22 protein-coding genes and 1 pseudogene are annotated in these 22634 nt (G+C 59.7%); 5 read left to right on the top strand and 18 right to left on the bottom strand.

Annotation, left to right across the window (positions count from 1 at the left end; all coding sequences use genetic code 11):
• Positions 1–31: 31 nt before the first annotated feature.
• Positions 32–292, top strand: coding sequence for a DUF2790 domain-containing protein (locus ACTJLA_RS11745; protein ID WP_014718446.1), 261 nt, complete (start codon positions 32–34; stop codon positions 290–292).
• 30 nt (positions 293–322) lie between these two features.
• A complete protein-coding gene (locus ACTJLA_RS11740) occupies positions 323–1534 on the top strand; it encodes a cytochrome c biogenesis protein DipZ (protein WP_181124332.1) in 1212 nt (403 codons plus the stop codon).
• Positions 1535–1633: 99 nt separating this feature from the next.
• Here the strand turns inward: ACTJLA_RS11740 and ACTJLA_RS11735 are convergent, their stop codons facing one another.
• From ACTJLA_RS11735 to ACTJLA_RS11685, 11 genes and pseudogenes are all read right to left on the bottom strand, one after another.
• Complete coding sequence (locus ACTJLA_RS11735) at positions 1634–3052, bottom strand: aldehyde dehydrogenase family protein (RefSeq protein WP_200583341.1); 1419 nt, start codon at positions 3050–3052, stop codon at positions 1634–1636.
• 100 nt (positions 3053–3152) lie between these two features.
• Positions 3153–3230: pseudogene (locus ACTJLA_RS11730) on the bottom strand (creatininase family protein); the annotation flags it as partial.
• A 12-nt stretch (positions 3231–3242) separates the two neighbouring features.
• A complete protein-coding gene (locus ACTJLA_RS11725) occupies positions 3243–4019 on the bottom strand; it encodes an alpha/beta fold hydrolase (protein WP_197900539.1) in 777 nt (258 codons plus the stop codon).
• Positions 4020–4044: 25 nt separating this feature from the next.
• Positions 4045–4554: a cytochrome P460 family protein gene (locus ACTJLA_RS11720; RefSeq protein ID WP_314543615.1), complete on the bottom strand. Its 510-nt coding sequence runs from the start codon at positions 4552–4554 to the stop codon at positions 4045–4047.
• 24 nt (positions 4555–4578) lie between these two features.
• Positions 4579–5652: an alpha/beta fold hydrolase gene (locus ACTJLA_RS11715; protein WP_054898501.1), complete on the bottom strand. Its 1074-nt coding sequence runs from the start codon at positions 5650–5652 to the stop codon at positions 4579–4581.
• A 62-nt stretch (positions 5653–5714) separates the two neighbouring features.
• Positions 5715–7079, bottom strand: a complete 1365-nt coding sequence (locus tag ACTJLA_RS11710; RefSeq protein ID WP_314543618.1) for an epoxide hydrolase — start codon at positions 7077–7079, stop codon at positions 5715–5717.
• Between the two features lie 490 nt (positions 7080–7569).
• Positions 7570–7818, bottom strand: coding sequence for a CsbD family protein (locus tag ACTJLA_RS11705; RefSeq protein ID WP_014718439.1), 249 nt, complete (start codon positions 7816–7818; stop codon positions 7570–7572).
• A 112-nt stretch (positions 7819–7930) separates the two neighbouring features.
• On the bottom strand, positions 7931–8524 hold the full coding sequence (locus ACTJLA_RS11700) for a hypothetical protein (RefSeq protein WP_054918938.1): 594 nt from the start codon (positions 8522–8524) through the stop codon (positions 7931–7933).
• 6 nt (positions 8525–8530) lie between these two features.
• Positions 8531–9310 (bottom strand): hypothetical protein, encoded by a 780-nt coding sequence (locus ACTJLA_RS11695; protein ID WP_314543625.1) that lies wholly within the window; start codon positions 9308–9310, stop codon positions 8531–8533.
• 10 nt (positions 9311–9320) lie between these two features.
• Positions 9321–9947: a dTMP kinase gene (locus tag ACTJLA_RS11690; protein WP_314543627.1), complete on the bottom strand. Its 627-nt coding sequence runs from the start codon at positions 9945–9947 to the stop codon at positions 9321–9323.
• Between the two features lie 143 nt (positions 9948–10090).
• Positions 10091–11818, bottom strand: a complete 1728-nt coding sequence (locus ACTJLA_RS11685) for a hydrogenase maturation protein (protein WP_314543629.1) — start codon at positions 11816–11818, stop codon at positions 10091–10093.
• A 247-nt stretch (positions 11819–12065) separates the two neighbouring features.
• Between ACTJLA_RS11685 and ACTJLA_RS11680 the strand changes: the two genes are divergently transcribed.
• The 3 genes from ACTJLA_RS11680 (at position 12066) to ACTJLA_RS11670 (ending at position 13633) form a co-directional block, all read left to right on the top strand.
• A complete protein-coding gene (locus tag ACTJLA_RS11680; RefSeq protein WP_034127424.1) occupies positions 12066–12293 on the top strand; it encodes a hypothetical protein in 228 nt (75 codons plus the stop codon).
• A gap of 56 nt (positions 12294–12349) precedes the next feature.
• Positions 12350–12610 carry a metallothionein gene (locus ACTJLA_RS11675; RefSeq protein WP_034127423.1) on the top strand — a complete coding sequence of 87 codons (261 nt, stop codon included), beginning with the start codon at positions 12350–12352 and terminating at the stop codon, positions 12608–12610.
• 117 nt (positions 12611–12727) lie between these two features.
• Complete coding sequence (locus ACTJLA_RS11670; RefSeq protein WP_054898491.1) at positions 12728–13633, top strand: LysR family transcriptional regulator; 906 nt, start codon at positions 12728–12730, stop codon at positions 13631–13633.
• A 1-nt stretch (position 13634) separates the two neighbouring features.
• Here ACTJLA_RS11670 and ACTJLA_RS11665 read toward each other — a convergent pair whose 3' ends face one another.
• The 7 genes from ACTJLA_RS11665 to ACTJLA_RS11635 all read right to left on the bottom strand — a co-directional run bounded on the left by ACTJLA_RS11665 (position 13635) and on the right by ACTJLA_RS11635 (position 22539).
• Positions 13635–14567: a cupin gene (locus ACTJLA_RS11665; protein ID WP_054898490.1), complete on the bottom strand. Its 933-nt coding sequence runs from the start codon at positions 14565–14567 to the stop codon at positions 13635–13637.
• A 131-nt stretch (positions 14568–14698) separates the two neighbouring features.
• Entirely contained in the window at positions 14699–16189 is a 1491-nt protein-coding gene (locus tag ACTJLA_RS11660; protein ID WP_314543639.1) for an aldehyde dehydrogenase, read from the bottom strand.
• A 153-nt stretch (positions 16190–16342) separates the two neighbouring features.
• Complete coding sequence (locus tag ACTJLA_RS11655) at positions 16343–17722, bottom strand: APC family permease (RefSeq protein WP_054918927.1); 1380 nt, start codon at positions 17720–17722, stop codon at positions 16343–16345.
• Between the two features lie 146 nt (positions 17723–17868).
• Positions 17869–19251 (bottom strand): aspartate aminotransferase family protein, encoded by a 1383-nt coding sequence (locus tag ACTJLA_RS11650; RefSeq protein ID WP_314543643.1) that lies wholly within the window; start codon positions 19249–19251, stop codon positions 17869–17871.
• 36 nt (positions 19252–19287) lie between these two features.
• Positions 19288–20127, bottom strand: coding sequence for a helix-turn-helix transcriptional regulator (locus ACTJLA_RS11645; RefSeq protein ID WP_034127417.1), 840 nt, complete (start codon positions 20125–20127; stop codon positions 19288–19290).
• Between the two features lie 101 nt (positions 20128–20228).
• Positions 20229–21560 (bottom strand): LLM class flavin-dependent oxidoreductase, encoded by a 1332-nt coding sequence (locus tag ACTJLA_RS11640; RefSeq protein WP_057975947.1) that lies wholly within the window; start codon positions 21558–21560, stop codon positions 20229–20231.
• A gap of 22 nt (positions 21561–21582) precedes the next feature.
• Entirely contained in the window at positions 21583–22539 is a 957-nt protein-coding gene (locus ACTJLA_RS11635; protein WP_034127415.1) for an ABC transporter substrate-binding protein, read from the bottom strand.
• Positions 22540–22634: the final 95 nt, after the last annotated feature.

The raw sequence follows: 22634 nt of genomic DNA, 5'->3' as shown, positions 1-22634 counted from the left end.
ACCCAACCCATGAAGCCTTGAGGAAACGACCATGAACACCAATACCCTCTATGCCACTTGCCTGTTTGCCGCCCTGAATATCTGCACCTTCTCGGCCCGCGCCGAAGCCGACGTCACGCCGCAGACCTACACCTACGGCACGCACCTGGACATCCAGAAAGTGGTGGCATTGACACAGGATGCCGGGGCTGCCTGCGGCATTGTCGATGCCCAGCTGACCTACCTGAATTCGCAGGGCAAGACCGAGATCTTGAACTACCGCAAATTTGCCGAATGCCACAGCGATAACTGAGCCCTGCCCACATTTCATCAGGAGACCCTTATGTTCCTCATCGCATTACTGGGCGGCTTATTGACCGTCCTCAGCCCTTGTATCCTGCCGGTCGTGCCATTTCTGTTCGCCGGTATCGACCGCACACGCTCCTCGATCCTGCTTACCCTTGGTGGCATGGTTCTGACCTTCGCGCTGATTTCCAGCCTGGCCGTGGTCAGCAGTGAATGGGTGATTCAGGCCAACAACGCCGGGCGTCATGTGGCACTTGTGGTGATGGCGCTGTTTGCCTTGTCGCTGATCTCGGCACGAATCAGTGGCTGGCTGGCCAGCCCGTTCGTGTTACTGGGCAATCGCCTCGACCCCCAGACGCGCAAAATGTCCGGGCCGCTGGGTTCACTGATGATCGGCGTCGCCACCGGCCTGCTCTGGGCGCCGTGCGCCGGGCCGATCCTCGGGGTGATCCTTACCGGCGCCATGCTGCAAGGCGCCAATGCGCAAACCAGCCTGCTGCTGGTGGCCTACGGCCTGGGCAGTGCACTGTCGTTGGGTACGCTGATTTTCGCCGGACGCGGTTTAGTCAATCGCCTGAAGGCCTCGATTCCGGTCACTGGTTGGCTGCGGCGCGTCACCGGTTTTGCGGTCCTGGCCGCAGCGCTGATGATTTCTACCGGTGCCGACAAGACGCTGTTGGCCGGGGCGTCGTCCGAAGGCGTCAGCGTGCTGGAAAAAGGCGTGCTGCAAAGCGTCCCCAAAGTCGTCGAATACCTGGTAAGCAAGGCCAAGGCCGAACCCACCCTCGACAACGCCCAAGGCCCGATGCCGTCGCTGTCCGGCGCGGTGGAATGGCTCAATTCGCCCGCGCTGACCAGTGAATCGCTCAGAGGCAAAGTAGTGCTCGTCGATTTCTGGACTTACGACTGCATCAATTGCCAGCACACCCTGCCGTACGTGAAGGACTGGGCGCAGAAGTACGAGAAGGATGGCTTGGTGGTAATCGGCGTCCACACCCCGGAATACGGTTTTGAACGCATCATCAGCAATGTCAGGGATGAGGTGAAAAAGCTCGGCATCACTTACCCGGTAGCCATCGATAACAACTACGCGATCTGGCGCAACTTCGATAACCAGTACTGGCCCGCGCACTACCTGATCGACGCCAAAGGGCAAGTGCGTTTCACCCACTTCGGAGAAGGTCGCTACGAGACGCAGGAAAAGATGATTCAGCAACTGCTGCAGGAGGCGAAAGCTCCAGCCGCGTAACCCTTGAAAACCCATGGCCCACAGGCAACGTGCTGTGGGCCATTAGCTTTTTCTCCTGCGGCCTGGGTTGCGCGACCACCCTCTCCCGCCAACCCCAGGCTAATCTGACACGATGCTTTTGGCCTCAAGAAATGCTTCCAGCCCAAAGACTCCAAACTCCCGGCCGACACCGGACTGCTTTACCCCGCCGAACGGCGCCAGCAGCTCTGGCGAAATTCTGTTGATCAACACCGAGCCGGCCTGCAACTGGGTCGCCAGGCGTTGGGCACGCTCCGGTTGCCGGGAAAATACATAAGCCTGCAAACCGTAGAGACTGGCATTGGCAATAGCGATCGCCTGTTCTTGCGAGTCATACGCAATGATCGATAGCACCGGGCCGAAAATCTCCTCTTGCGCGATGTCCATGTCATTGCTGACGTCGGCAAAGACCGTAGGCCTGACGAAATAGCCCTTGTCCAAGCCGGTCGGTCTGCCCTCCCCGCCGATAATCAACGTCGCGCCTTGCGCCTGCCCGCGGCGGATGAAAGCTTGTACGCGGTCGAATTGGGCGCGATTGACCAGCGGCCCGAGAGCAGTGGCCGGATCCTGCGGATCGCCGACGACCATCGCTTCAACCAGGCTTTTCACGCGCTCGATAATGTCCTCGGCGTGCGAGCGTGGCACCAGCAGACGTGTGCCAGCGACACATGCCTGACCGTTGTTCATGAACGCAGCATTCAGAGCCAGGGGAATGGCGATGTCGAGATCGGCGTCATCCAAGATGATAGAGGCCGACTTCCCCGTGAGCGACAGGCTCACTCGCTTCATGGTCTCGATTCCGGCACGTGCAATGAGCTTTCCGGTGGCGGTGGACCCGGTGAATGAAATTTTCGCGATGAGTGGGCTGGCGCTGATTTCGTCACCCACATCACTGCCGCGTCCCAACAGAATATTGAAAACCCCGTTGGGCAACTCTGCGCGATGCAGCGCTTGGGCGAGCACTGTGGTTTGCAAGGGGCTCAACTCGCTCGGTTTGATGACCGAGGCACAACCCGCCGCGATGGCCGATGCCAGTTTGCTGCATATCGTCCCGGCGGTGCTGTTCCAGGGGGCAAACAGCGCCGCGACTCCGACCGGCTCCATCACCACGGTAGCGTCACCGACCGAACGACTCAGGTCGAAGTGTTTCAACACCTGCGCCGCATTGGTAAATGACTGTGAAGCGTAGCGACTGACCCATTGCGCACGGGCAAACGGCGCACCGTACTCTTCGATGGCGGTATCGCGAATTTCATTCGTGCTCGCCAGCACGGCAGCCTGCAACTGCTCGAGCATGTCGATACGTTCGGCCTTGGAGGTGCGGCCCATCGCGACTTGAGCATGCGAAGCCGCCGCGATAGCGCGCCTGGCATCTTCACGATCAGCCAGAGTGAGCGTACCGATGACCGCCTCGGTAGCCGGATTGATGCATTGCACCGTTTCATTGCCATGAACAGGAACGAATGCTCCGTCAATGTAACTGTGATTGATCTTCCACATCGTGGCGTACCTGATTGATTGCGGTTGCCCGCGATAAGCACAACGCCCGGTGTGCCCAGGCGTTGGCCGCGTCGAATACCCCCCTCTCTTGCGTTTCAGCGTTGCACAACTTCAAAACGAAACCCGCCGGGCGACGTGCAAAACTCGCCTCGGCGTAGAGCGCTGAAAGCGCCGCTTCGCCCTTGGCGTGTCATTTCGCCGTGGCGGCTTTTTCGATGAGGCGGGCAACCGGTTCCGGGTTCGAAACCATCACCACATGTGAAGCGCCCTTGACCACTTCCACGGCTTTGGCAGCGGCGCGCTTGGCCATGAATGCCATGGCTTGCGGGGGAATGTTCTTGTCCTTGTCGCCGTAGATGTACCAGGACGGAATATGCTTCCAGGCAGGGCTGCCGGATGCTTCGTTGAGCGCCGCTTCCGTTACCGGGCGTTGGGTGGCGGCCATCAATGCCGCCTCTTTCGCGGGGACGTCAGCGGCGAACTGGTTGTGAAATTTGTCCTGCTGGATGTACAAGTCCTTGCCCCCATCGGCCAACGGTACAGGCGCAGCCAGCGTTGGACCCAGCGTGCTGCCCGGGAATTTGGCGGCCAGCCCGGCGACGGTTTCCCCGGCCTCAGGTGCAAACGCACTGACGTAAACCAGGGCTTTGACGTTTGCATGATCGTTGGCCGCATCACTGATAACGTTGCCGCCATAGGAGTGGCCGACCAACACCACCGGCGAATGAATGCTCGTCAGCAATGCCGAGATTGCTGAACCATCGCTCTTTACACCGCGCAATGGGTTGGCAGCGGCAACCACCGGGTAACCGTCCTTCTCGAGAATCTTCACGACGCCATTCCAACTCGACGCATCGGCAAAGGCGCCATGTACGAGCACAATCGTGGGTTTTTCAGTTTGCGACCAGGCGTGTGTCGCCATGCTCAGGCTGACGGCGACGGCCAGTGCGGTTAATACTTTTTTCATTGTTGACTCCAGGTTTGACGGGAAATCAGGGAGCGAAGCGCGTGAAGACAAAATCGTGATTACGCACTCGCGCCTGGTGACAGGCGAAGCAGGTTTGGTGTTGGGCTTCATCGGCCGGTTTACCGTTGATAAACCGCCCGAATCCCCAGCCACCGGTTGCTGCATATCTTTTCGAGTCCTTGACCATCACCTGCACGGTCGTGGCCGGCCCCGGGATGGACGCCGGCTCGAATTCCGGAGACTGCACATGTTTCCAGGCCAGCTTTACCAGCACCGTGCCATCAGGGAACGGCAGCGTTGAATCCTGATAAGCCTTGATGGCCAAGTCATTGCCCACCACGGCTCGCAGTTCGTTCAGGGGGGCCGCTTCCTGCGCCGGCGCAATCAGCGGCCATAGGCGGTAGTTTTCAGGCAGTTTCACGCCATAGATCGGCGAGGCGTCGCCATTACTGGCGTCGCCCGAGGCAACACCGGTAGCCGTCAACGCTGCGATTGCAATGGCAGCCGACATCGCGGCCAGAAATTCCAGCTTCATCATCGCCATCCTCTCAGCCGGTTTTCAAAGATGATCGGCGTCGATCACCGCCTGGGCGAAGGCTTTCGGCGCTTCCTGCGGCAAGTTGTGGCCTACTCCACCGGTGATCAATCGGTACTCATACTTGCCAGTGAAGCGCTTGGCGTACGCTTCGGCAGGTGGATGCGGTGCGCCGTTCGCATCACCTTCCAGGGTGATGGTGGGCACGCTGATGGATGGAAATGCCGCGAGTTTCTTCTCCAGCGCGTCGTATCTGGCCTCGCCCTTGACCAACCCCAGGCGCCAGCGATAGTTGAAAATCGACACGGCCACGTGATCAGGGTTTTGCAAGGACGCCGCGCTGCGCTCATAAGTGGCGTCGTCGAAATTCCACTGTGGCGACGCCAGCTTCCAGATGAGCTTGGCGAAGTCATGGGTGTTTTTCTCGTAGCCCAGGCGCCCACGCTCGGTCGCGAAGTAGAACTGGTACCACCACTGCAGTTCGGCGGCTGGCGGCAATGGCGCCTTGCCTGCCTCTTGGCTGCCTATCAGGTAACCGCTCACAGCGACCAGGGCTTTCACTCTTTCCGGCCACAGTGCCGCAACGATATCTGCAGTGCGGGCGCCCCAGTCAAACCCACCCAACACCGCGGTCTTGATCTTCAGCGCGTCCATGAAGTCGATCAGGTCGGTCGCCAGCGCAGCGGGTTGACCATTGCGAGCAGTCTTGGCCGAGAGAAAATGCGTATCGCCATAACCACGCGCAGAAGGGATCAACACTCGATATCCCTTGCCCGCCAAAGCAGGAGCGACATCAGCGTATGCGTTGATATCGTAGGGCCAGCCGTGCAACAAAATGACCACAGGACCATCGGCTGGGCCGAGTTCCGCGTAAGAAACGTTCAGCAGCCCCGCTTTCACATGCTTAAGTGCACCGAGAGAGGTGTGAGCTCCCGGGGTGATAGCCCCAATGGTGGACGCGGGTACATCAGCCGCGCTGGCTTGGGAAAAACCGACAGCCACCGCCGCGAATTGCAGCACCGCTGCTGCCAACAGCGATGGGGCAAGACCCCGCAGGCGGCTGGATTTATTTTGATTGTTCAGCAAGGTCATCTCCATGGTATTTCTCCGTAGCGAGCCGCCGAATAGCGGCCAGGTGTGTTGGCTGGGTTGCGTGTGAGCTACTGGGCTGTCTTCGTTGCGCTCAGCTTGGCGCGCAGCGGCCGGAAGGCCTCCCGCAACTCTTCGCTGAACAATTGAGGTTGCTCCCAGGAAGCGAAGTGGCCGCCCTTGTTAACCTCGCTGTAGTAGGAAAGTGATGGGTAAGCGCGTTGCGCCCAGCTTTTAGGCGCCTGATAGATCTCGTGCGGGAAGACCGTGATCGCCACCGGCACCTTGATGCTTGCGGTGTTCTGCGCGGCAGCGCTGAAATTGTTGTTGTTGTTTTCCCAGTAGAAACGCGATGACGATGCGCCTGCGTTCGTCAGCCAGTACAGGCTGATATCGTCCAGCATCTCGTCACGGGTCAATACCCGTTCAGGCTGGCCATCACTGTCCGTCCACGCGGCGATTTTTTCGTACATCCACGCCGCAGTTCCGGTAGGCGAATCGGCCAGCAGGTAACCGATAGTCTGCGGGCGCGTAACCATCATCGCGCCGTATGCTGCATTGCGGCCGAAGAAGGTGCTCAAGGAATCAAACGCCTTGCGTTCAGGCTTAGTGAGCCCTTCAGGGGCCGGGTCACCACTATTGATCGGCTTGACCAATTCGGGCGGGATGGTGGCCGGCATGTTCAAGTGAATGCCCAACAGCCCCGGCGGATTCAGGCGGCCCAATGCATCCGATATGACCGAACCGTGATCTCCGCCCTGGGAGACATAGTGGGTATAACCCAGACGCTTGATGAGCACATCCCAAGCCTTCGCGACCCGATCCGGCCCCCAGCCCAATTCAGTTGGCTTACCGGAAAAACCGTGTCCCGGAATCGATGGAATGATCACGTCGAACGAATCTTCAACCTTACCGCCGTAAGCAACGGGATCCGTCAGCGGGCCGATCGTCTTCAGGAACTCAAACTGTGAGCCAGGCCATCCGTGTGTCAGAAGCAGCGGCATCGCGTTGGGGTTTGGCGAGCGAACATGGATGAATTGAATATCCACGCCGTCGATAGTCGTGATGAATTCAGGCAGCGCATTGAGCTTCGCTTCGGCCTTGCGCCAGTCATAGCCGCTGCCCCAATACTTCACCAGCGCCTGGACCTGGGCCAACTGCACGCCTTGGGAAACGTCATTGACGGTCTCTTTGTCCGGCCAGCGGGTCGCCGCAATGCGCTTTTTCAGATCGGTCAATTGCGCTTCATCGACGTGAATTCGATAAGGTCTAATCGATTCGGGATTGGTCGAGGCCGAGGCAATTGACGCATCGGCGGCCGGGCCAGCAGCCCAGGCACCACCGCTGCCGGCTATCAGGGCCAACCCCAAAGCGCCCATTTTCACGGAAGAAGCCAGACAAGGGCGCCAGGTGAAACCGAACGTAGCTGCAGGCATTTTGAATTTCCTATAAGTCATTGGTCGACAACGTCGCGAAACGCGCAGAGATAGCCGCGAGTTAAATGAGTCATCCATTGGAGAAGGTTTGCGCCTTCTCGATGGGTTCATTTAAAGCCCCGTAGGTATCCCGTATGTGTCATCAACCGACTTAAAGGAATCGCTGTGTATCTATCCAAAGCGCAGATACAAAACGATACAAACCGACCACTCGCTCATAAAAAAACCAATGCCCCGACTTGTCGGGGCATTGGCTTTTCTGGGACCTGGAAAACATAAGGGCTTTTCAGCCCATCAAGCTCGGCAAAGGGCATAGAGACCGCGTCGATTGCCAGGCAGCATGACTTGGTTACCCAAGGAACAGGCAGATACCCCGCTCCACTTCACGCCCTTCCACGCCTGCAAGAAACTCCAGAAATTTGCCCCTGATTCTGGTTAGCGTTCACCATCGTCTCTACCGTGCCAGCAATCTTATTGAAGCTACTGCTGTTCAGCGACCAAGCAATCTCTTCAGCACCAGTAGAGCAACAGCCCCGATTGCCAGTGCAGCAACCGGTTTTTCTTTGACGAATGTAGAAACGCTGTCCAGTGCGTCGCCATAGGTTTGCGTCAGTTGACCCGCAGCCTGGCGTCCAGCGCCTTCGGCTTCCAACTTCGAATCGCCAAAAAGCTTCCCGACTGCGCTCTGGGCTTTGCCAGCAACCTTTTCTACAACGCCTTCTACCTGTTCGCTCTTCATGATTAACCAAACCTTCGTGTGTGATTGGGTAACCCAGGAAAACCCCGGGCTTGAGGCAACGTGCAAAGCGTTAGGTGGACAGGCTTAGTGATTAGTTCAAAGTTGATGAAGCTCACTTGGTCCAGATCAACCGATAAGTCTTCTTCCCTGTAGCGGCATCGTGATAGGGATCTTTGCCCGGGACCTCTCGCGTGCGCACGCACGGGCGTCCCTCGCAGTCAATAATGGCAGCGTCACCACCCTGGCGTTTCAACGCTTCTATGTTTTGCTCAAGCACCGCTAACTCTCGTTGCCTTTGCGCAATCTCATCGGTGCTGGGGACCGCAAAGAAAAACAGCAACGCCAGAGGCAATACCACACCTAGATGAATAGCGAAGATGCTGAGCCAGAATCGACGCTTAAGGCTGTCACTGGCGGCCTGGTACTTTTGCGCCGCATCAAGCGCAGCGGCATCGGCCTGTCTGAACTTGCCAATCAACTGCTCGGCCGCCTTTGAAGCCACTGAATCTGCGATCTGCGCCGCTGAAGCGCCCAGTATCGTCGGAATCTGTTGCAGGCTCTGCTCAACACGTTTTTCCAGATAGCCAAGACGCGCAATCGCCTGCTCAGCGGCTTTTCTGTCATTTTCCGCTGCGCTCATGATGCCCTTGGCAGCAACGGCCATGGCCCGCAGGCTGAGGTCATTTTCGTTCACGTGTTCGTCCATGGGTCATTACCTTCCATATTCGGGGCCGTCGCGGTGTTTGGGACGCTTCATGCTTAGCTCCAATGCAGGCACAGATAGCTCCAGCTGGGGACCGCTCATTTCCAGCTCAAGCCATTGCCTGTGCGGCATACTCAAATCACAGACGTCTCGCAGCTGAACAAAATGCATTGCTCCACCTGCGCCCATGACCAGAAGCACGCCACCTGCGCCCACCGGGTCGTCAGCTTGAATATTGCGTAAAAATCGCAGGTATATCTGTGAACGCTCGCGCATCATCGGGTCCAGGCCGCGAACAGCTTCGCGCGCGGTTTGCTCCACGAGTCGTTCAAGGCTTCCCGCGGACAACGCCAAGTGTTCTTCGTCGAAGGCGTCGAGATATGGAACGGCTCGCGAAACCAAAGGCGTGTCGGTGTCATTGGCGCCCACCTCCACATACCAGTGCAGGCTTCTGGACGTTTCGACCAATACCTGATTTTCACCTGCCAGGCCGGCCATGAGTAAACGATGTCGCAGCCGTTCTTTTTTCAGGCTGGCGCCCTTCATCTTGAATTCGATCAAGCGCACGACACCTGGAAAGCTCAGCAGTACGTCAGCCAGCTCTTTGTCTGCAGGCGTCTGCTGTAGTAGGTTGACCACGCTTGGGATCGAGGTGTTTGCGTCTAGACATGACCGCACGGCGAATCCGAGACCGTACAGGAAGTTTCCTATCACGACGTTTTCATAGAGTTTCTTCGTTCGGTGACGTTTGTTCTGATGACCAACATCATCCTGATCTTGCTGGTTCAACGGCACTCCGTTACTCCTGATGCTTGGGATGAAGGACCTTATATATCTGCAAAACCACCCGCCTCACCGCCTCTTCAATCGTCCCTTCATTGCGACACGTTACCCACCCCTGCTCCACAGCTGCTCGCTCAAACGCCTCGGTACACACAACTTGCTCCTCCAGCTTAAACATCACCGTACTGCTCAACCCCCGCCGTCGTGCTGCCGCCCGTGCCCAGGATATTTGCGCCGCGGTGACAACCCCCACATGCAGATCCGGCACTTGCACCTGCCGATTAATGTTCAGCTCAAGAATGTCTGCAAAGGGTGTCAACCGACGAAACGCGGCATCAGACGGGTACCAGCGATCCATCAGGATGATGCTGTCAGGTGGCTGCGCGGCCAGTACGTTCCGAGTAATCCAGCTGCGGCTGTCGGCAAAGCGCTCACACACCTCAAGTTCCAGATCCCGGCTGGGATCTCGGGCGAACGTGTTAACCAGAGCCATCGTTTGCGCTCGACAGGGATCGCTCTTGCGCTCGCACAGTCGCACGACCTTTAGGTTGTCGGCCCTCAACGCTGTCGTAACGGCCTCCAGCAGCGTGGTTTTACCGGTGCCTTTGGGGCCATCCATCGAAATAAACAGCGCACGAGTCATACGGGCGCTGCATCATCGTTCAGGTTGTGCAGTTCCATGGGGCCTCGGGGTCTGAGCGTTTGGGCGAGTTGGCGTCCATTATGGGCAACCCTATTGCCCAATGCGAGGCTGGACTGGCCGACGCGCCCTCCCCGCGTCGACAGTCAGTCATTCAGCATCCGGCTTTCCGGCACACCAGCCTCATACCTCAACGCCCATGGCGCAATCAACCGCTGTGGGGTCTGGCAGGTTTTGCGTTTAAACACGAAGTTGCGGCATTTCTCGGCAAACTGCTGGCGATTTCCCACCATGTCGAATCGCATCTGTGCCAGTTCCTGCTCGCGACAGCGTTCAACTTGCTGAGTATCCAGCGTGGCTTTACGTGTGCGTGCGTGAAGGTACTTATCATCGGTCAACGCACGGTCAGCCTCTTGCAAAAGCCACAGGCCGAATGCCTGCAGACAGCGGGGCCCGATGCCCTGGACCATGCCGTACTGCTGGGCCTGGATGGCGCTGATGGGCAGGCATTCTTCGGTAAGCTTATGCGCGATTTCGCTGCCCACGGCCCGTGGCAGGCTGTAGGTCCAGTATTCGGAGCCGTAGAGTCCCATGGTCTTGTAGTGCGGGTTGAGCACCACACCTTCGCGGGCCAATACAATGTCGGCGGCCAGCGCCAGCATCACACCGCCTGCGCCTGCGCTGCCGGTCAGGCCGCTGATCACCAGTTGCCTGGCAGTGAGCAGCTCCAGGCACACATCGTCGATGGCTTGAATGTTGGCCCAGGCTTCCAGCCCCGGCACGTCGGCGGCCTGGATGACGTTTAGGTGCACCCCATTGGAAAAGCTGCCGCGCCCGCCCTTGATCAGCAACACCCGGGTATCTCGCGCCTTGGCCCAGCGCAACGCTGCGACCAGCCGCTGGCATTGTTCGGTGCTCATGGCGCCGTTGTAGAACTCGAACGTCAGTTCGCCGATGTGGCCGAACTCTTGGTAGCGAATGGGTTGATAGACCCGCTCGTTGAACGCCTGGCAGGCGATTGAACTGTCCAGCACCGGAACGCCGGCCAGCCTTTGCGCCAGTACGTGCCGTGCCGGCAGCTTGAAGGTCTCTGGGCCTTTGGGTTTGAGCGAGCCGATCCACAGGCTGTGATCTCCGGCCGCCACCAGCACAGCGTCGTCCTGTACCGCAAGGATTTCTCCGGGAGTGCCCTGGCGGGCGTCCAAGTGCGCGTCGTAGAGGTAATATTGCCCGCCCAACAGGCTGGCCAACACGCCGGGCTGGCCATCGGCAGCATCGATGCTGCGTTTGATAAAGGCTGCGCAATCGAACCAACTGAAGGTGCGGTCGGCCTGGGTCATGTTCGGCTGCAAGTGCCCGATGACGCTGGGTTGGGTGTAATCGAGCGGTTTGGGGACGAAGCCCTTGGCGAATTTCGCCACGACGTCACGAATGCAAACCATCGCGGCGTCGCTCACCAGGCCGTTGTACAGCTCGGATTTGCGCACCTGGTCGGGCATGTCGAACTCACAGGTGGACCATATCGGTCCTGCATCCATTTCTTCCACCGCTTGCAAAGCCGTGACGCCCCAACGGCGGGCCTGCTGGGTGATAGCCCAATCCAGCGCACTGGCACCACGGTCACCAACAATGCCCGGATGGATGATCACCACCGGGCGCTGCGGATGGCTCCATAGTTGGTGCGGCACACGATCCTTCAGAAACGGGCAGATCACCAGGTCGGCACCTGACGCCTCGACCTGCTGGCACACCGTGGCTTGATCGGTGAACACCACAACGCTGGGGTCGTGACCCGCCTGGCGCAGATCCAGCCAGGCTCGTTGGGTCAAACCGTTGAATGCCGATGATAACAACAGGATCTTGAGTGATCGCATGGCTGACTCTTCCTTGAGAATGTGCGACCAGAGCTGCTCGTTGAGCCGTCCCTGGCCATCGATAAGCGCCCAAGGTTATAGCGCGGGCCAGCACGGCCACCTGATCGAGATCAATAGTCGGGTTCTGTTGTTCTCAACGTTCGGCCGGTGAAAGCGGCTTATATTTTCTGAATCACTGCGCAGCCCACTCATCAAATGAACATGCCCTGCTCGGGTACGCCTTGTTAACCGTAACGGAGCCACGTTCATGTTCGAGAAAGCGCATTACCTCATCAGTTTCATCCTCGACAACCAGCCACAAAGCCGCACGCTTGAGCACGATGCAGACACGCTGGACCCGCAATGGGCCGAGTCCCTGCTCAGGCAGCGCTTCGCAGAGCTCAAGGACGCGAAATTGAGCGACGTCCAGGTGCAAAAGCGCAACAAGCCGGCCGATGAAGGCCATGACATCCCAGGGCATTACCAGCAGCCCTGATTTACGTATCAGAAAACTGCTGCCCGTTTATCAATCACTGAATATTCGGAGGACCTATGAACCCGACAACTCAAGGTTGGACCTGCGCCTGCCCAGGCTGCACCTGCCAGGTGACCCATGACACGCGTCACCAGCGCAACGGCAAAGCCTACTGCAGCCAGGCATGCGCCGACTTGCACCCCCAGGGTCAAGCGTGCCCCAGTGCCGATTGCCATTGCGAGTCGAATGTGAAGGTGCAAGACCGCGCTGTCAGCGATAGCCAGCTCGACGAGGCGATCGAAGAAACCTTTCCTGCGAGCGATCCCATATCGCCTTGATCATTCAGACCCATTAGGAAAACGGGGGCTGCATCGTGGCTCTAGGGTCTAGCAGTTGACAGCCCCCGGCAAAACTCAACAACCTGCACGTCTCACCGCCCTGCCCTGAGGCTGCCCTTGGACTATTTCACCGCGCTCACCGCATTCATCGAAGCCGCCGAAGGCAACAATTTCTCGCGTGCCGCCGAACGCTTGGGGATCAAGGCCTCAACGGTTTCACGCTATGTGAAGGACCTCGAGCAAGACCTGGGCATCGCGCTGTTCAACCGCTCCACACGCACGCTGCATCTGACCGAAGGCGGTCAGACCTTCCTGATACACGCACGCAGGGTATTGGATGAACTGGAACACGCCAAGGCCGCCACGTCTGCGCTGAACCAGCATCCCCGGGGAGTGTTGAAACTCAACCTGCCGCCGGCGTTTGCGCGGCATCACATTCTGCCGGCGTTGAATGACTTTCTGGTGCGCTACCCGCAGATCAGCGTGGAACTGGTGCTGGATAACACCCAGGTCAATTTGATTCATGCCGGCGTCGACTTAGCCATACGCATTGGCGAGCTGGCCGATTCGACCCTCAAGGCACGCAAGCTCAGCGACGGCCACTACCGCTTGGTGGTCAGCCCGGCGTTTGGCATGCAGCACCCTCCTCCTTCCACGCCCACCGACCTGGCCGGTTTGCCTGCGGTGCTGGGCACGGCTACCACCGGCGATATCAGTTTTGTATCCGCCGGCCGCGCGCTCCCGTTGCAGCATGACGGCGTTATTCGAATCAATGACCTGGACGCGCAACTCATCGCCGTGCGCCAAGGCTTGGGCTTTGGGCTGTTGCCGGACTGGCTGGTGGCGCAAAGTATCGAGGCCGGCGACTTGGCAGTGTGGCTGCCCGAATGGCATATCCAGGGCGTTGAGCGGGCGTTTGCGGTGTGGTTTGTGTACCCGCCCAAGCGCATCGTATCGTCCAAGGTCCGGTGTTTTATCGACTTTATCGTTGAACGACTGGGCGAAACACCGGACTGGAAGTGACTCAACTGAAGCGGATATCCAGCGCACGCAAGTAGGTTTGCAGCCCCGCATCCTGAATCGGGATCAGGAACGCCTCGCTATCCGATTCATTAAAATGCGCATGCCAGTAACCCGGTGGCGTGACAAACGCCAGGCCGGGAGACCAGTCGACCCGCTGCGGGTTACGAATTTGCCCATCCGCGTCCAGCTCGGTGCCCACCAATGAATAACAGCCCGTGGGGCAATCAATAATGAAGTCCAGTGCAATCGACTGATGCCGATGGGGTTTCTGCACCGATCCCGCCGGCAGAATCCCGTACATGGCCCACAACACGTGGGTCACCGTGCGCGTCTGCGGGAAATGACGGTTGCCCAGCAGGATGCTGATGCGGCTGCGGTCCTGTGCCCTGGGATCATCGGCCGCTTCACGCAACTTCGCGTTGGCCAGTGCTGCTGGGTACAGGGTCGGCGCAAAGCGATCGGCGCGGGGTGTCACCCCCAGGTAACGCAGCAACGGCTCATCGTGCACATAGTAAAGACGTGCATCCTCGCGGGCACTGAAGTGCGCTTGCTGTAATCCCGGCAGGGCGATAAAGCAGCCCTTGGACCATTGAATCTCATACTCCCCCTGAACCACGCTGCCCTCCCCGGCAATCACGTAGAACACCTGGGAAGTGGCGTTGGGTTGCAGGGTCAGCGTGTCGCCAGGGTTAAGGCGCATGAAGTTCGCGCATAGCCCGGGGCCTGTCGCAGGGCCTTCGCAGCCCAAGGCGTCGCTGAGGTCCAGCGGTACCACGCGGGAGGGGCCATTGTCATACAGCGAGGCCGGAAAGCTGTGGTAGGGAATGCGGGAAATCAGGTTGGCACTGATGGGATTCGCCGCCTTGCTGTACTCGAAGTACTCGGCGTCCACTTGGTTGATATCCGTCAGTGCGGGGTCGAATTCACGGTTCATCAGGCTCACCTCAGTCTTGGGCTGGATCGCGCAGCACGGTTGAAGCGCTGCACGGGCTAAGTGGACTATAGGCATTGCCCATTGGCGGATGAATGCCTGTAACGGCACAGCAGTTATGCGAAACGGGGCAGTTAACGCAATTGGAACCAGGTGGTTTTCAACTGGGTGTACTTATCAAACGAATGCAGCGACAAATCGCGCCCGAACCCCGACTGTTTGCCGCCGCCAAACGGCACGGTCACGTCCAGGGCGTCAATGGTGTTGACCGACACGGTACCAGCATTCAGGGCACGCGCCACGCGATGCGCACGGTTCAGGTCATCACTCCACACCGATGCCGCCAGGCCGTAGACGCTGTCGTTGGCTTGCTGTATCGCCTGTTCTTCGGTATCGAAGGCACTCACCGCCAGCACGGGGCCAAACACCTCATCACGGGACAGGCGCATGTCAGCGGTGACGTTGGCAAATATCGTCGGCTGGATGAAGTTTGAACAACCCTCGATGTTCAACTGTTGGCCACCGCTCAACAGCGTGGCGCCTTCTGCGCGAGCCTGCCCGATGGCTTGCATGATGCGTGCGGTTTGCCCGCTGTCGACAATTGCACCGGCGGCGCTGGCGGGGTTCAGTGGGTTGCCGGGCATCCAGGCGTGGGATTTATCGATCAGGCGCTCGATGAACTCGTCGTGGATGCAGCGTTGCACATAGAGGCGCGAATTCGCCGAACACACCTCGCCCTGGTTGAAGAATATCCCGAAGGCCGCCTTCTCCGCCGCCAGGTCCAGGTCCTGACAGTCTGCAAACACCAGGTTCGGGCTCTTGCCTCCACACTCCAGCCACACCTGCTTGAGGTTGGACTGCGCGGAGTACTGCATGAAGTACTTGCCCACTTGGGTCGAACCGGTAAATACCAGGCAATCGACGTCCGGGTGCAACCCCAGTGCCTTGCCGGCGCCCTCGCCCATGCCTGGCACCACGTTCAGCACGCCCTCGGGGACGCCCGCCTCGAGCGCCAGTTGGGCCAGGCGCAGGGCGGAAAACGGCGATTGCTCAGCGGGCTTGAGTACCACGCTATTGCCTGCCGCCAAGGCGGGTGCCAATTTCCAGGCGGCCATGTCCAGCGGAAAATTCCACGGCACCACCGCTGCAATCACGCCCAATGCTTCGCGGGTGATGGTCGCCAACGCGTTGGCGGCGGTCGGGGCGACCTGATCGTAGAGCTTGTCCAGAGCTTCACCGTACCAGGCGAAAACATGGGCCGCGCCGGGTACGTCGACGTTATAGGCGTCCATTACCGGCTTGCCCATGTTCAGGGAGTCCAGCAGTGCGAGTTCTTCGCGGTGGGTCATCAACAGGTCGGCGAGTTTGATCAGGACTTTTTTGCGTTCGCCTGGAGGCATGCGTCGCCACGGGCCGTCGTTAAAGGCACGGCGCGCAGAGCGTACTGCCAGGTCGACCTCCGCTGCACCGCAGGCGGCGACCTGCGCAAGCAAGCGGTTGGTCGCCGGGTTGATGGTGTCGAAGGTCGCCCCGGAGAGTGCACCTACGGGCTGGCCGTCGATCAGGGCGGTGCTGATGAAGGTTTGGCGGGCAGCGCGTTGCTGCCAATAGTCGAGGTTGAACATGCTGTACTCCTGAATTGGGCCGTAAGGCTTTTGTAGGAGCGAGCTTGCTCGCGAAAAACTCAAGGGCGCCGCGTTCATCCAGNAAGAACGCGTTATCGTTGACGTTTTTCGCGAGCAAGCTCGCTCCTACGGATGAACCGAGGTGGGGCCTGTTCATTCGGCCATTTGCAGCTCCGGCATGCGTACCCGGAACCCACGCGTGACGCAGAACAAACACAGCAGCCCCAGGGCCATCCAGCACAGGCCGATGGTGAACGACAGGCCGGACAGGCTCGTCCACAACCACAGCGTGCTGAGAAACCCCAGGCCCGGCAGGGCGGCGTACAGCAGATAGTTGCGTGTACCGCGCAGCTTCTGGTCGCCCAAGTAATGCTTGATCACGGCCAGGTTCACCGCCGAAAACGCGAACAGCGCGCCAAAGCTGATCATGTTGGCCACGGTGTCCAGGCTGATGAACAGGGCAATCAGCGAAAACAGGCTGACCAGCATGATCGCGTTGGCCGGCACGCGTTTTTTCGTCACCAGCTTGCCGAATACCCTGGGCAATGCGCCGTCGCGGCCCATGGCGAACAGCACGCGGGACACGCTGGCCTGGGAGACCATCGCGGAGGCGAAACAGCCCGCCACATAGGTGGCGGTAAACGCACTCACCAGTAGCTCGCCGCCGACCCGGCGCATCACATCGACCGAAGCCGAGTCGGGATCGGCAAAACTATTCCATTCCGGGAAGACCATCTGGGCGCAATACGACACCACCAAAAACAGCAACCCACCGATCAGCGACACCGCCATGATCGCCTGCGGAATGGTACGACGCGGGTCAGGTGTCTCCTCAGCCATGGTCGACACGGCATCAAACCCCAGGAACGACAAGCACAGCACCGCCGCGCCGGTCATGATCAGCGGCACGCTGAAACCTTCATGGTGAAACGGCTTGAGCAGCGACACCGGCTCGGCTTGCCCGCTGAGGTTGTGGATCGACGACCCCACGAACACCACGATGAACACCAGTTGGGCCACGATCAGCACCCAATTGACCCGGGTAATCGACTCGATACCCACTAGATTCAGCGCCGTCACCAGGGCAATGGAGCCCAATACCCATACCGCGGTGGGCACGGTAGGAAAGTATTCGGACAAGTAGATGCCGATCAGCAAATAGCTGAGCAGCGGCAGGAAGATGTAGTCCAGCAGCAAGGTCCAGCCGGCGATAAAGCCGAAGGAGGCGCCAAACGCCTTGCGCGTATAGGTGTAGACCGAGCCCGAATACGGGTGCGCCTTGACCATGCACCCATAGCTGTAGGCCGTCAGCAGCATGGCAGCCAGGGTCAACAGGTAGGCGGTGGGCAGGTGCCCCTTGGTCATTTGGGTCACCAGACCGTAGGTGGTGAACACCGCCAGCGGCACCATATACGCCAGCCCGAACAGTACAAGCCCGACAAGGCCCAGGGGTTGTCGAAAGCGGCGCGATGAGGTTGGTTGGGTTGGGGTTTGATGGACGGGAGTATCGGCTACGTTTGTTATTGTATTCATTGCTGACTCCTGGAAAGTGGAATGCAGGGCGCCGCGGCGTTCGATCAAATCGACACCTTTGATGAGTCATCCATTGGGAGCGGTGGGCAGGCCGCTATGGGCCGCCCACCCTGTTCAACCGAAGCGGCATGCGGGGGCTCAGCCCTTCACAGTTTTCCCGCCATCCGTGCTGTGCGGTCCACCGCAATGCGGGTCTTGTCGACCAGTTCATCGAGCTCCGCGCGGCTGGCTACCAGGGCCGGCGCCATGATCATGCGGCCCAGGGTCGAGCGAATGATCACGCCTTCTTCAAAGCCAAAAGTGCGGCATTGCCAGGCCAGGTCGTTTTCATTGGCAAAGCGTTTGCGCGTGCCTTTGTCCTCGACAAACTGCAAGGCTGCCAGCAGGCCGGTGCCCTGGATCTCGCCGATCAGCGGGTGGTTGCCAAAGACTTCGTGCAGGAGCTTGTGCAAATACGGCCCGGTGTCGTCCTTTACCTGGCGCACGATCCCTTCGTCACGCAAGGCCTTGAGGTTGGCCAGGGCCACCGCCGCCGCAACCGGGTGCCCGGAATACGTCAGTCCATGAGCAAACACCCCGCCCCGCTCTACCAGGGCTTCGGCCATGCGCTTGCTCAATACCAAACCGCCCATGGGCAGGTAACCTGAGGTCAGGCCCTTGGCGATCGACAACGTGTCGGGTTCGAAGCCGAAATGCTGATGGGCAAACCACTCACCTGTACGACCGAAACCGCCAATCACTTCATCAGCGCACAGCAGCACATCGTATTGGCGACAGATACGCTGGATCTCTGGCCAGTAGCTTTCTGGGGGGAAAATCATGCCGCCGGCGCCCTGGAAAGGTTCAGCGATAAAACCGGCGACGTTTTGCGCGCCCAACTCCAGAATTTTTTCTTCCAGTTGCAGGGCGCAGCGCCGCCCGAACTCGGCCGGAGTCAAGTCACCGCCCTGGGCGTACCAATAAGGCTCGTCAATGTGCGCGACGTCCGGGATCAAGCCGCCCATTTCATGCATGAATTTCATGCCGCCCAGGGCAGACGCCGCCAGGGTGGAGCCGTGATAGCCGTTCCAGCGACCGATCATGATCTTCTTCTGCGGCTTGCCGAGCACTTGCCAGTAGCGGCGTACGGTGCGGATCAGCACCTCATTGGCTTCGGAACCGGAGTTGGTGTAGATCACATGGCTGTAGTGCCCTGGCAACAGGCTGAACAGCAACTCGGAAAGCTCGATCACCGCCGGATGGGTGGTGTGAAAGAACATGTTGTAGTACGCCAACTGATCCATCTGCGCAGCAGCCGCAGCCGTCAGGTCCTTGCGCCCATAACCCAGCTGCGTGCACCACAGACCCGACATCCCGTCCAGGTAACGCTTACCCTCGCTGTCCCACAGGTACAGGCCCTCACCGCGAACCATTACGCGCGGGCCTTCGGTATTCAGCGCCTTTTGATCCACAAAGGCATGGATATGGTGGGCCGCGTCCGAGGCTTGGTAGTCCTGGGTCTGGCGTTGCGGTTCAAAGGGTAGGTTCATGGCTTTTTCTCTTGTTGTGGGTGGTCATGCAGCCGGTCAACGGCCTTTGCTCATGTAGCGTTCGAGGGGGTCTTTGCTCAGCCCGCCCTGGGCCTCGGCCAACGAGTCGATAAACAGGGAAAACAGTTCCGATTGCGTGCCGATGTCGAGCTTGCTGTAGATGTGCTTGCGGTGGGACTTGATGGTGTCTTCGGAGACCCCGAGGCGCTCGGCCAGCGAACGTGTGGAGTGGCCGCGCAGGATCAACTGGGTGATCCGGCATTCGCGTTCGGTGAGCAGCGAGGAGCCGAAGTTGTTGAGTGCCGAGTGAATACGCTGTTCCAACAGGCTTTCGAAACGCGCGCCCTGAGTCTCCAGGCCGACGAAGTGCTTGCCCAGCACCGCCAGTACCCAAGGTGCTATGCGCTTGAATTGCTCGGTGGTGGTCGCGTCGAGCTTCTGCGTAAAGGCCAGCGACACCGCCAGGCTCAAGCCGTTGCTGGCCTGCAGGATGTAGTTGAGCTCATCCTCCAGGTGCGAATGCCGGTAAAACGACTGGTAGTACTCACTGTGCTCAAAGTGGTCGGGGGCCACATCGGCGAGGTCGTAGCAGCCGGAAGTGGCGCCCTCCACGCAGGCGCCGTAGAACGGGTCGAGCAAGTAAAAACCGGAGAGGTACTGGCGCACATTGCCCTGGGGCAGCCATGGCCCGTCCAGTTCGAACAATGCGCTGGGCATGCCGTCGTGGGGGTACAGGTACAAGGTCGTGGCCTGAATGGGGCGGATACACCCCAGGGCATCGAACAACGTGGCGGCAAACCCCGCGTGCCCGATGCTCTCGGTCACCCTGGCTATCTGTTCGAACCACTGGGCTGAAGACAGTCGATCATTATCCACTTCGAAGACTCGCCGTCATAACGGTTGGGTGCGACACCAGATCACTGGCGCCGGGGACTGAAGTGATAGTCCCACACCCGCAAAGTCATCGAAATCACCCCTTAGGGTGAGGGGGTGCGCTGGAACCTCGGAATCGCCAAGCCCAGGCTTTCGCGCAAGGTCGAGCCCTCGTAGGCCGTGCGATAAACACCGCGCTCTTGCAGCAAAGGGATCACCTCCTGAGTAAAGCGATCAAATTGCCCAGGGTGCCCGATGTAGATATTGAACCCGTCCACCGCCCGTGCCTCGAACCAATCCGCCATTTTCTGCGCCACCGTGGCCGCGCTGCCCACGAACGCGCCTGGGCGCAATTGCCGACCAAATTCGACGGCCTGGCGCAGGCTGAAGCCCTGCTCCCGCGCCTGGTCGGCGATGCGTTTGGCAGCGGTGAAAAAACTGCTGCGCGCGGCCTCCAGGCTCTCTTGCGGGAACGGCGCATCCAGGTCGTATTGGCTGAAATCATGCCAGCCAAAATTGCGCCCGAACTCCTTGAGTGCCAGCGCAAAACTGTGGTCGAGCTGATGGTAGTGCTGCTCGATTTCCCGGGCATGGGCATCGGTGTCGCCCACATAAATTTCCGCACCGGGCATGATCAGTACCTGTTCCGGATCGCGCCCCCGTTGTGCCGCCCTGCCCTTGATATCCCGGTAAAACGCCTGGCCCTGCTCGATACTGGCCGCGTGGGTGAAGATCACATCGGCAGTGGCGGCGCCCAGGTCGCGGCCTTGCTCCGAGTCGCCGGCCTGGAAAATCACCGGCTGGCCTTGGGGCGAGCGCTGGATATTCAGCGGGCCCACCACCGAGAAGTGTTCGCCCTGGTGATTCAGGCTGTGCAGCTTGCTCGGGTCGAGAAACTGCCCAGTGGCACGGTTGCGCACAAACGCATCGTCTTCGTAAGAGTTCCACAGCCCCTGCACCACCTGAACGTGTTCGGCGGCACGCCCGTAGCGGGTGGCATAGTCGTAATGTTCGTCGCGGCTGTAATTGCCGGCGGTACCGGCATCGCCACTGGTCACCACGTTCCAGCCGGCGCGGCCTTTGCTGATCAGGTCCAGGGAGGCGAGGCGCCGGGCGACGTTATAGGGCGAGTTATAAGAGGTGGTCAGCGTACCGACCAGGCCGATATGCCGCGTGCTCACGGCCAGTGCCGACAGCAAGGTCAGCGGCTCCAGGCGATTGAGGTAATGAGAAGGCGAGCCCTCGGTGATGAACTGGCTGTCGACGATGAACAGCAGGTCGAACAGCGCCGCCTCGGCCTGGCGCGCTATCTCGATGTACCAATCGACGTTGACGCTGGCATCGGCCGGCAACTGCGGATCAAGCCACAGGTTATGGCGGCCCGGCCCACCGCAGCCCATGGTCAGGGCGCCCAGTTTGAGCTGTCTTTTAGTCATTGCGCAGTAGTCCTTCAAGCGGTCAGGGCTGGGTGGTGGCGACGGCGGGCTGCAAGGCGGCTGCAAATGAAGGGTCGAACAACGTGGCGGCCGAGTAAGACTTGACCAGGCCCAGGCCGGCAAAAAAGTCCACGGTCTTTTGCGCCTCGATGGGCGCCTGAGGCGTCAGCGGCTCGACGGTGGTGCGTGCGCGGGCAAACCAGACGCGAGCGATGTCGGCATCAGCGCGGGTGCGCTTGGCCCAGGCATCGGCATACGCGTTGGCGTTGGCCGGGCTTTGGCGGGCCCAGTCGCGGGCTTTTTTCAGGCGCTGGAGGAAGTCGCTGATGGGTTCACGCTTGGCCTCGACAGCACTGGCGTTGGCGGCAATGAAACTCTGGGCCGGGATCAAGTCTTCAGCGGTTGCCAGCACCCGCGCACCTTGGCGTTCCTGTTGCGTGACGTAGGGTTCCCAGGTGGCGATCACGTCAACTGCACCGCCTTCCAGCGCGTGGGAGGCATCCAGGGCGCTGAGGTAGCGCCATTGCAGCGAATCCCGCGCAACCCCGGCCTTGTCCAGTGCGGTCAGCAACAGTTGCTGGCTCCAGGAACCTTTCCAGATCGCAGCGCGCTTGCCTGCCAGATCGGCCAGGCTGTGGATCGACGAGTCTTTTTTTACCAGGATGGCTACGCCGTCGAGATTTTGCCGGCTGACGGCAATCACCTTGATCGGTGCACCCAAGGCGCCCAGGAACAACACCGGGGCATCCCCGAGCAGGCCCAGGTCCAGGCTGCCGACGTTGAGCGCTTCGGCCACCGGCGACCCGGCCGTGAACTGCTTCCAGTCCAGCGTGTAAGGCAGGTCATCGAGCACCCCCGCCGCTTCCATCACGGCCTGAGCGTTGTAGCTCTGGTCGCCGACCACCAGGGTTTGGGCCTGCGCCGTCAGGCACAGCAAAGAGGCGGCCAACCCGGCCGCCAGGGTTTTGAGGTAACGCACGTTCGTCTCCAGATGCCTTGTGGGGCATTCAAATCGATCCGCACGCACGGTCTCGGTTTTAAAAAGCTTTTATCTGTGGCGAGGGAGCTTGCTCC

Origin of the sequence: Pseudomonas sp. 22072, assembly GCF_052046095.1 — a bacterium.
In the GTDB taxonomy this organism is placed as follows: Bacteria; Pseudomonadota; Gammaproteobacteria; order Pseudomonadales; family Pseudomonadaceae; genus Aquipseudomonas; species Aquipseudomonas paracarnis.
The sequence above is the reverse complement of the archived record's forward strand: the minus strand, read 5'-3'. Positions and strand labels throughout refer to the sequence as shown.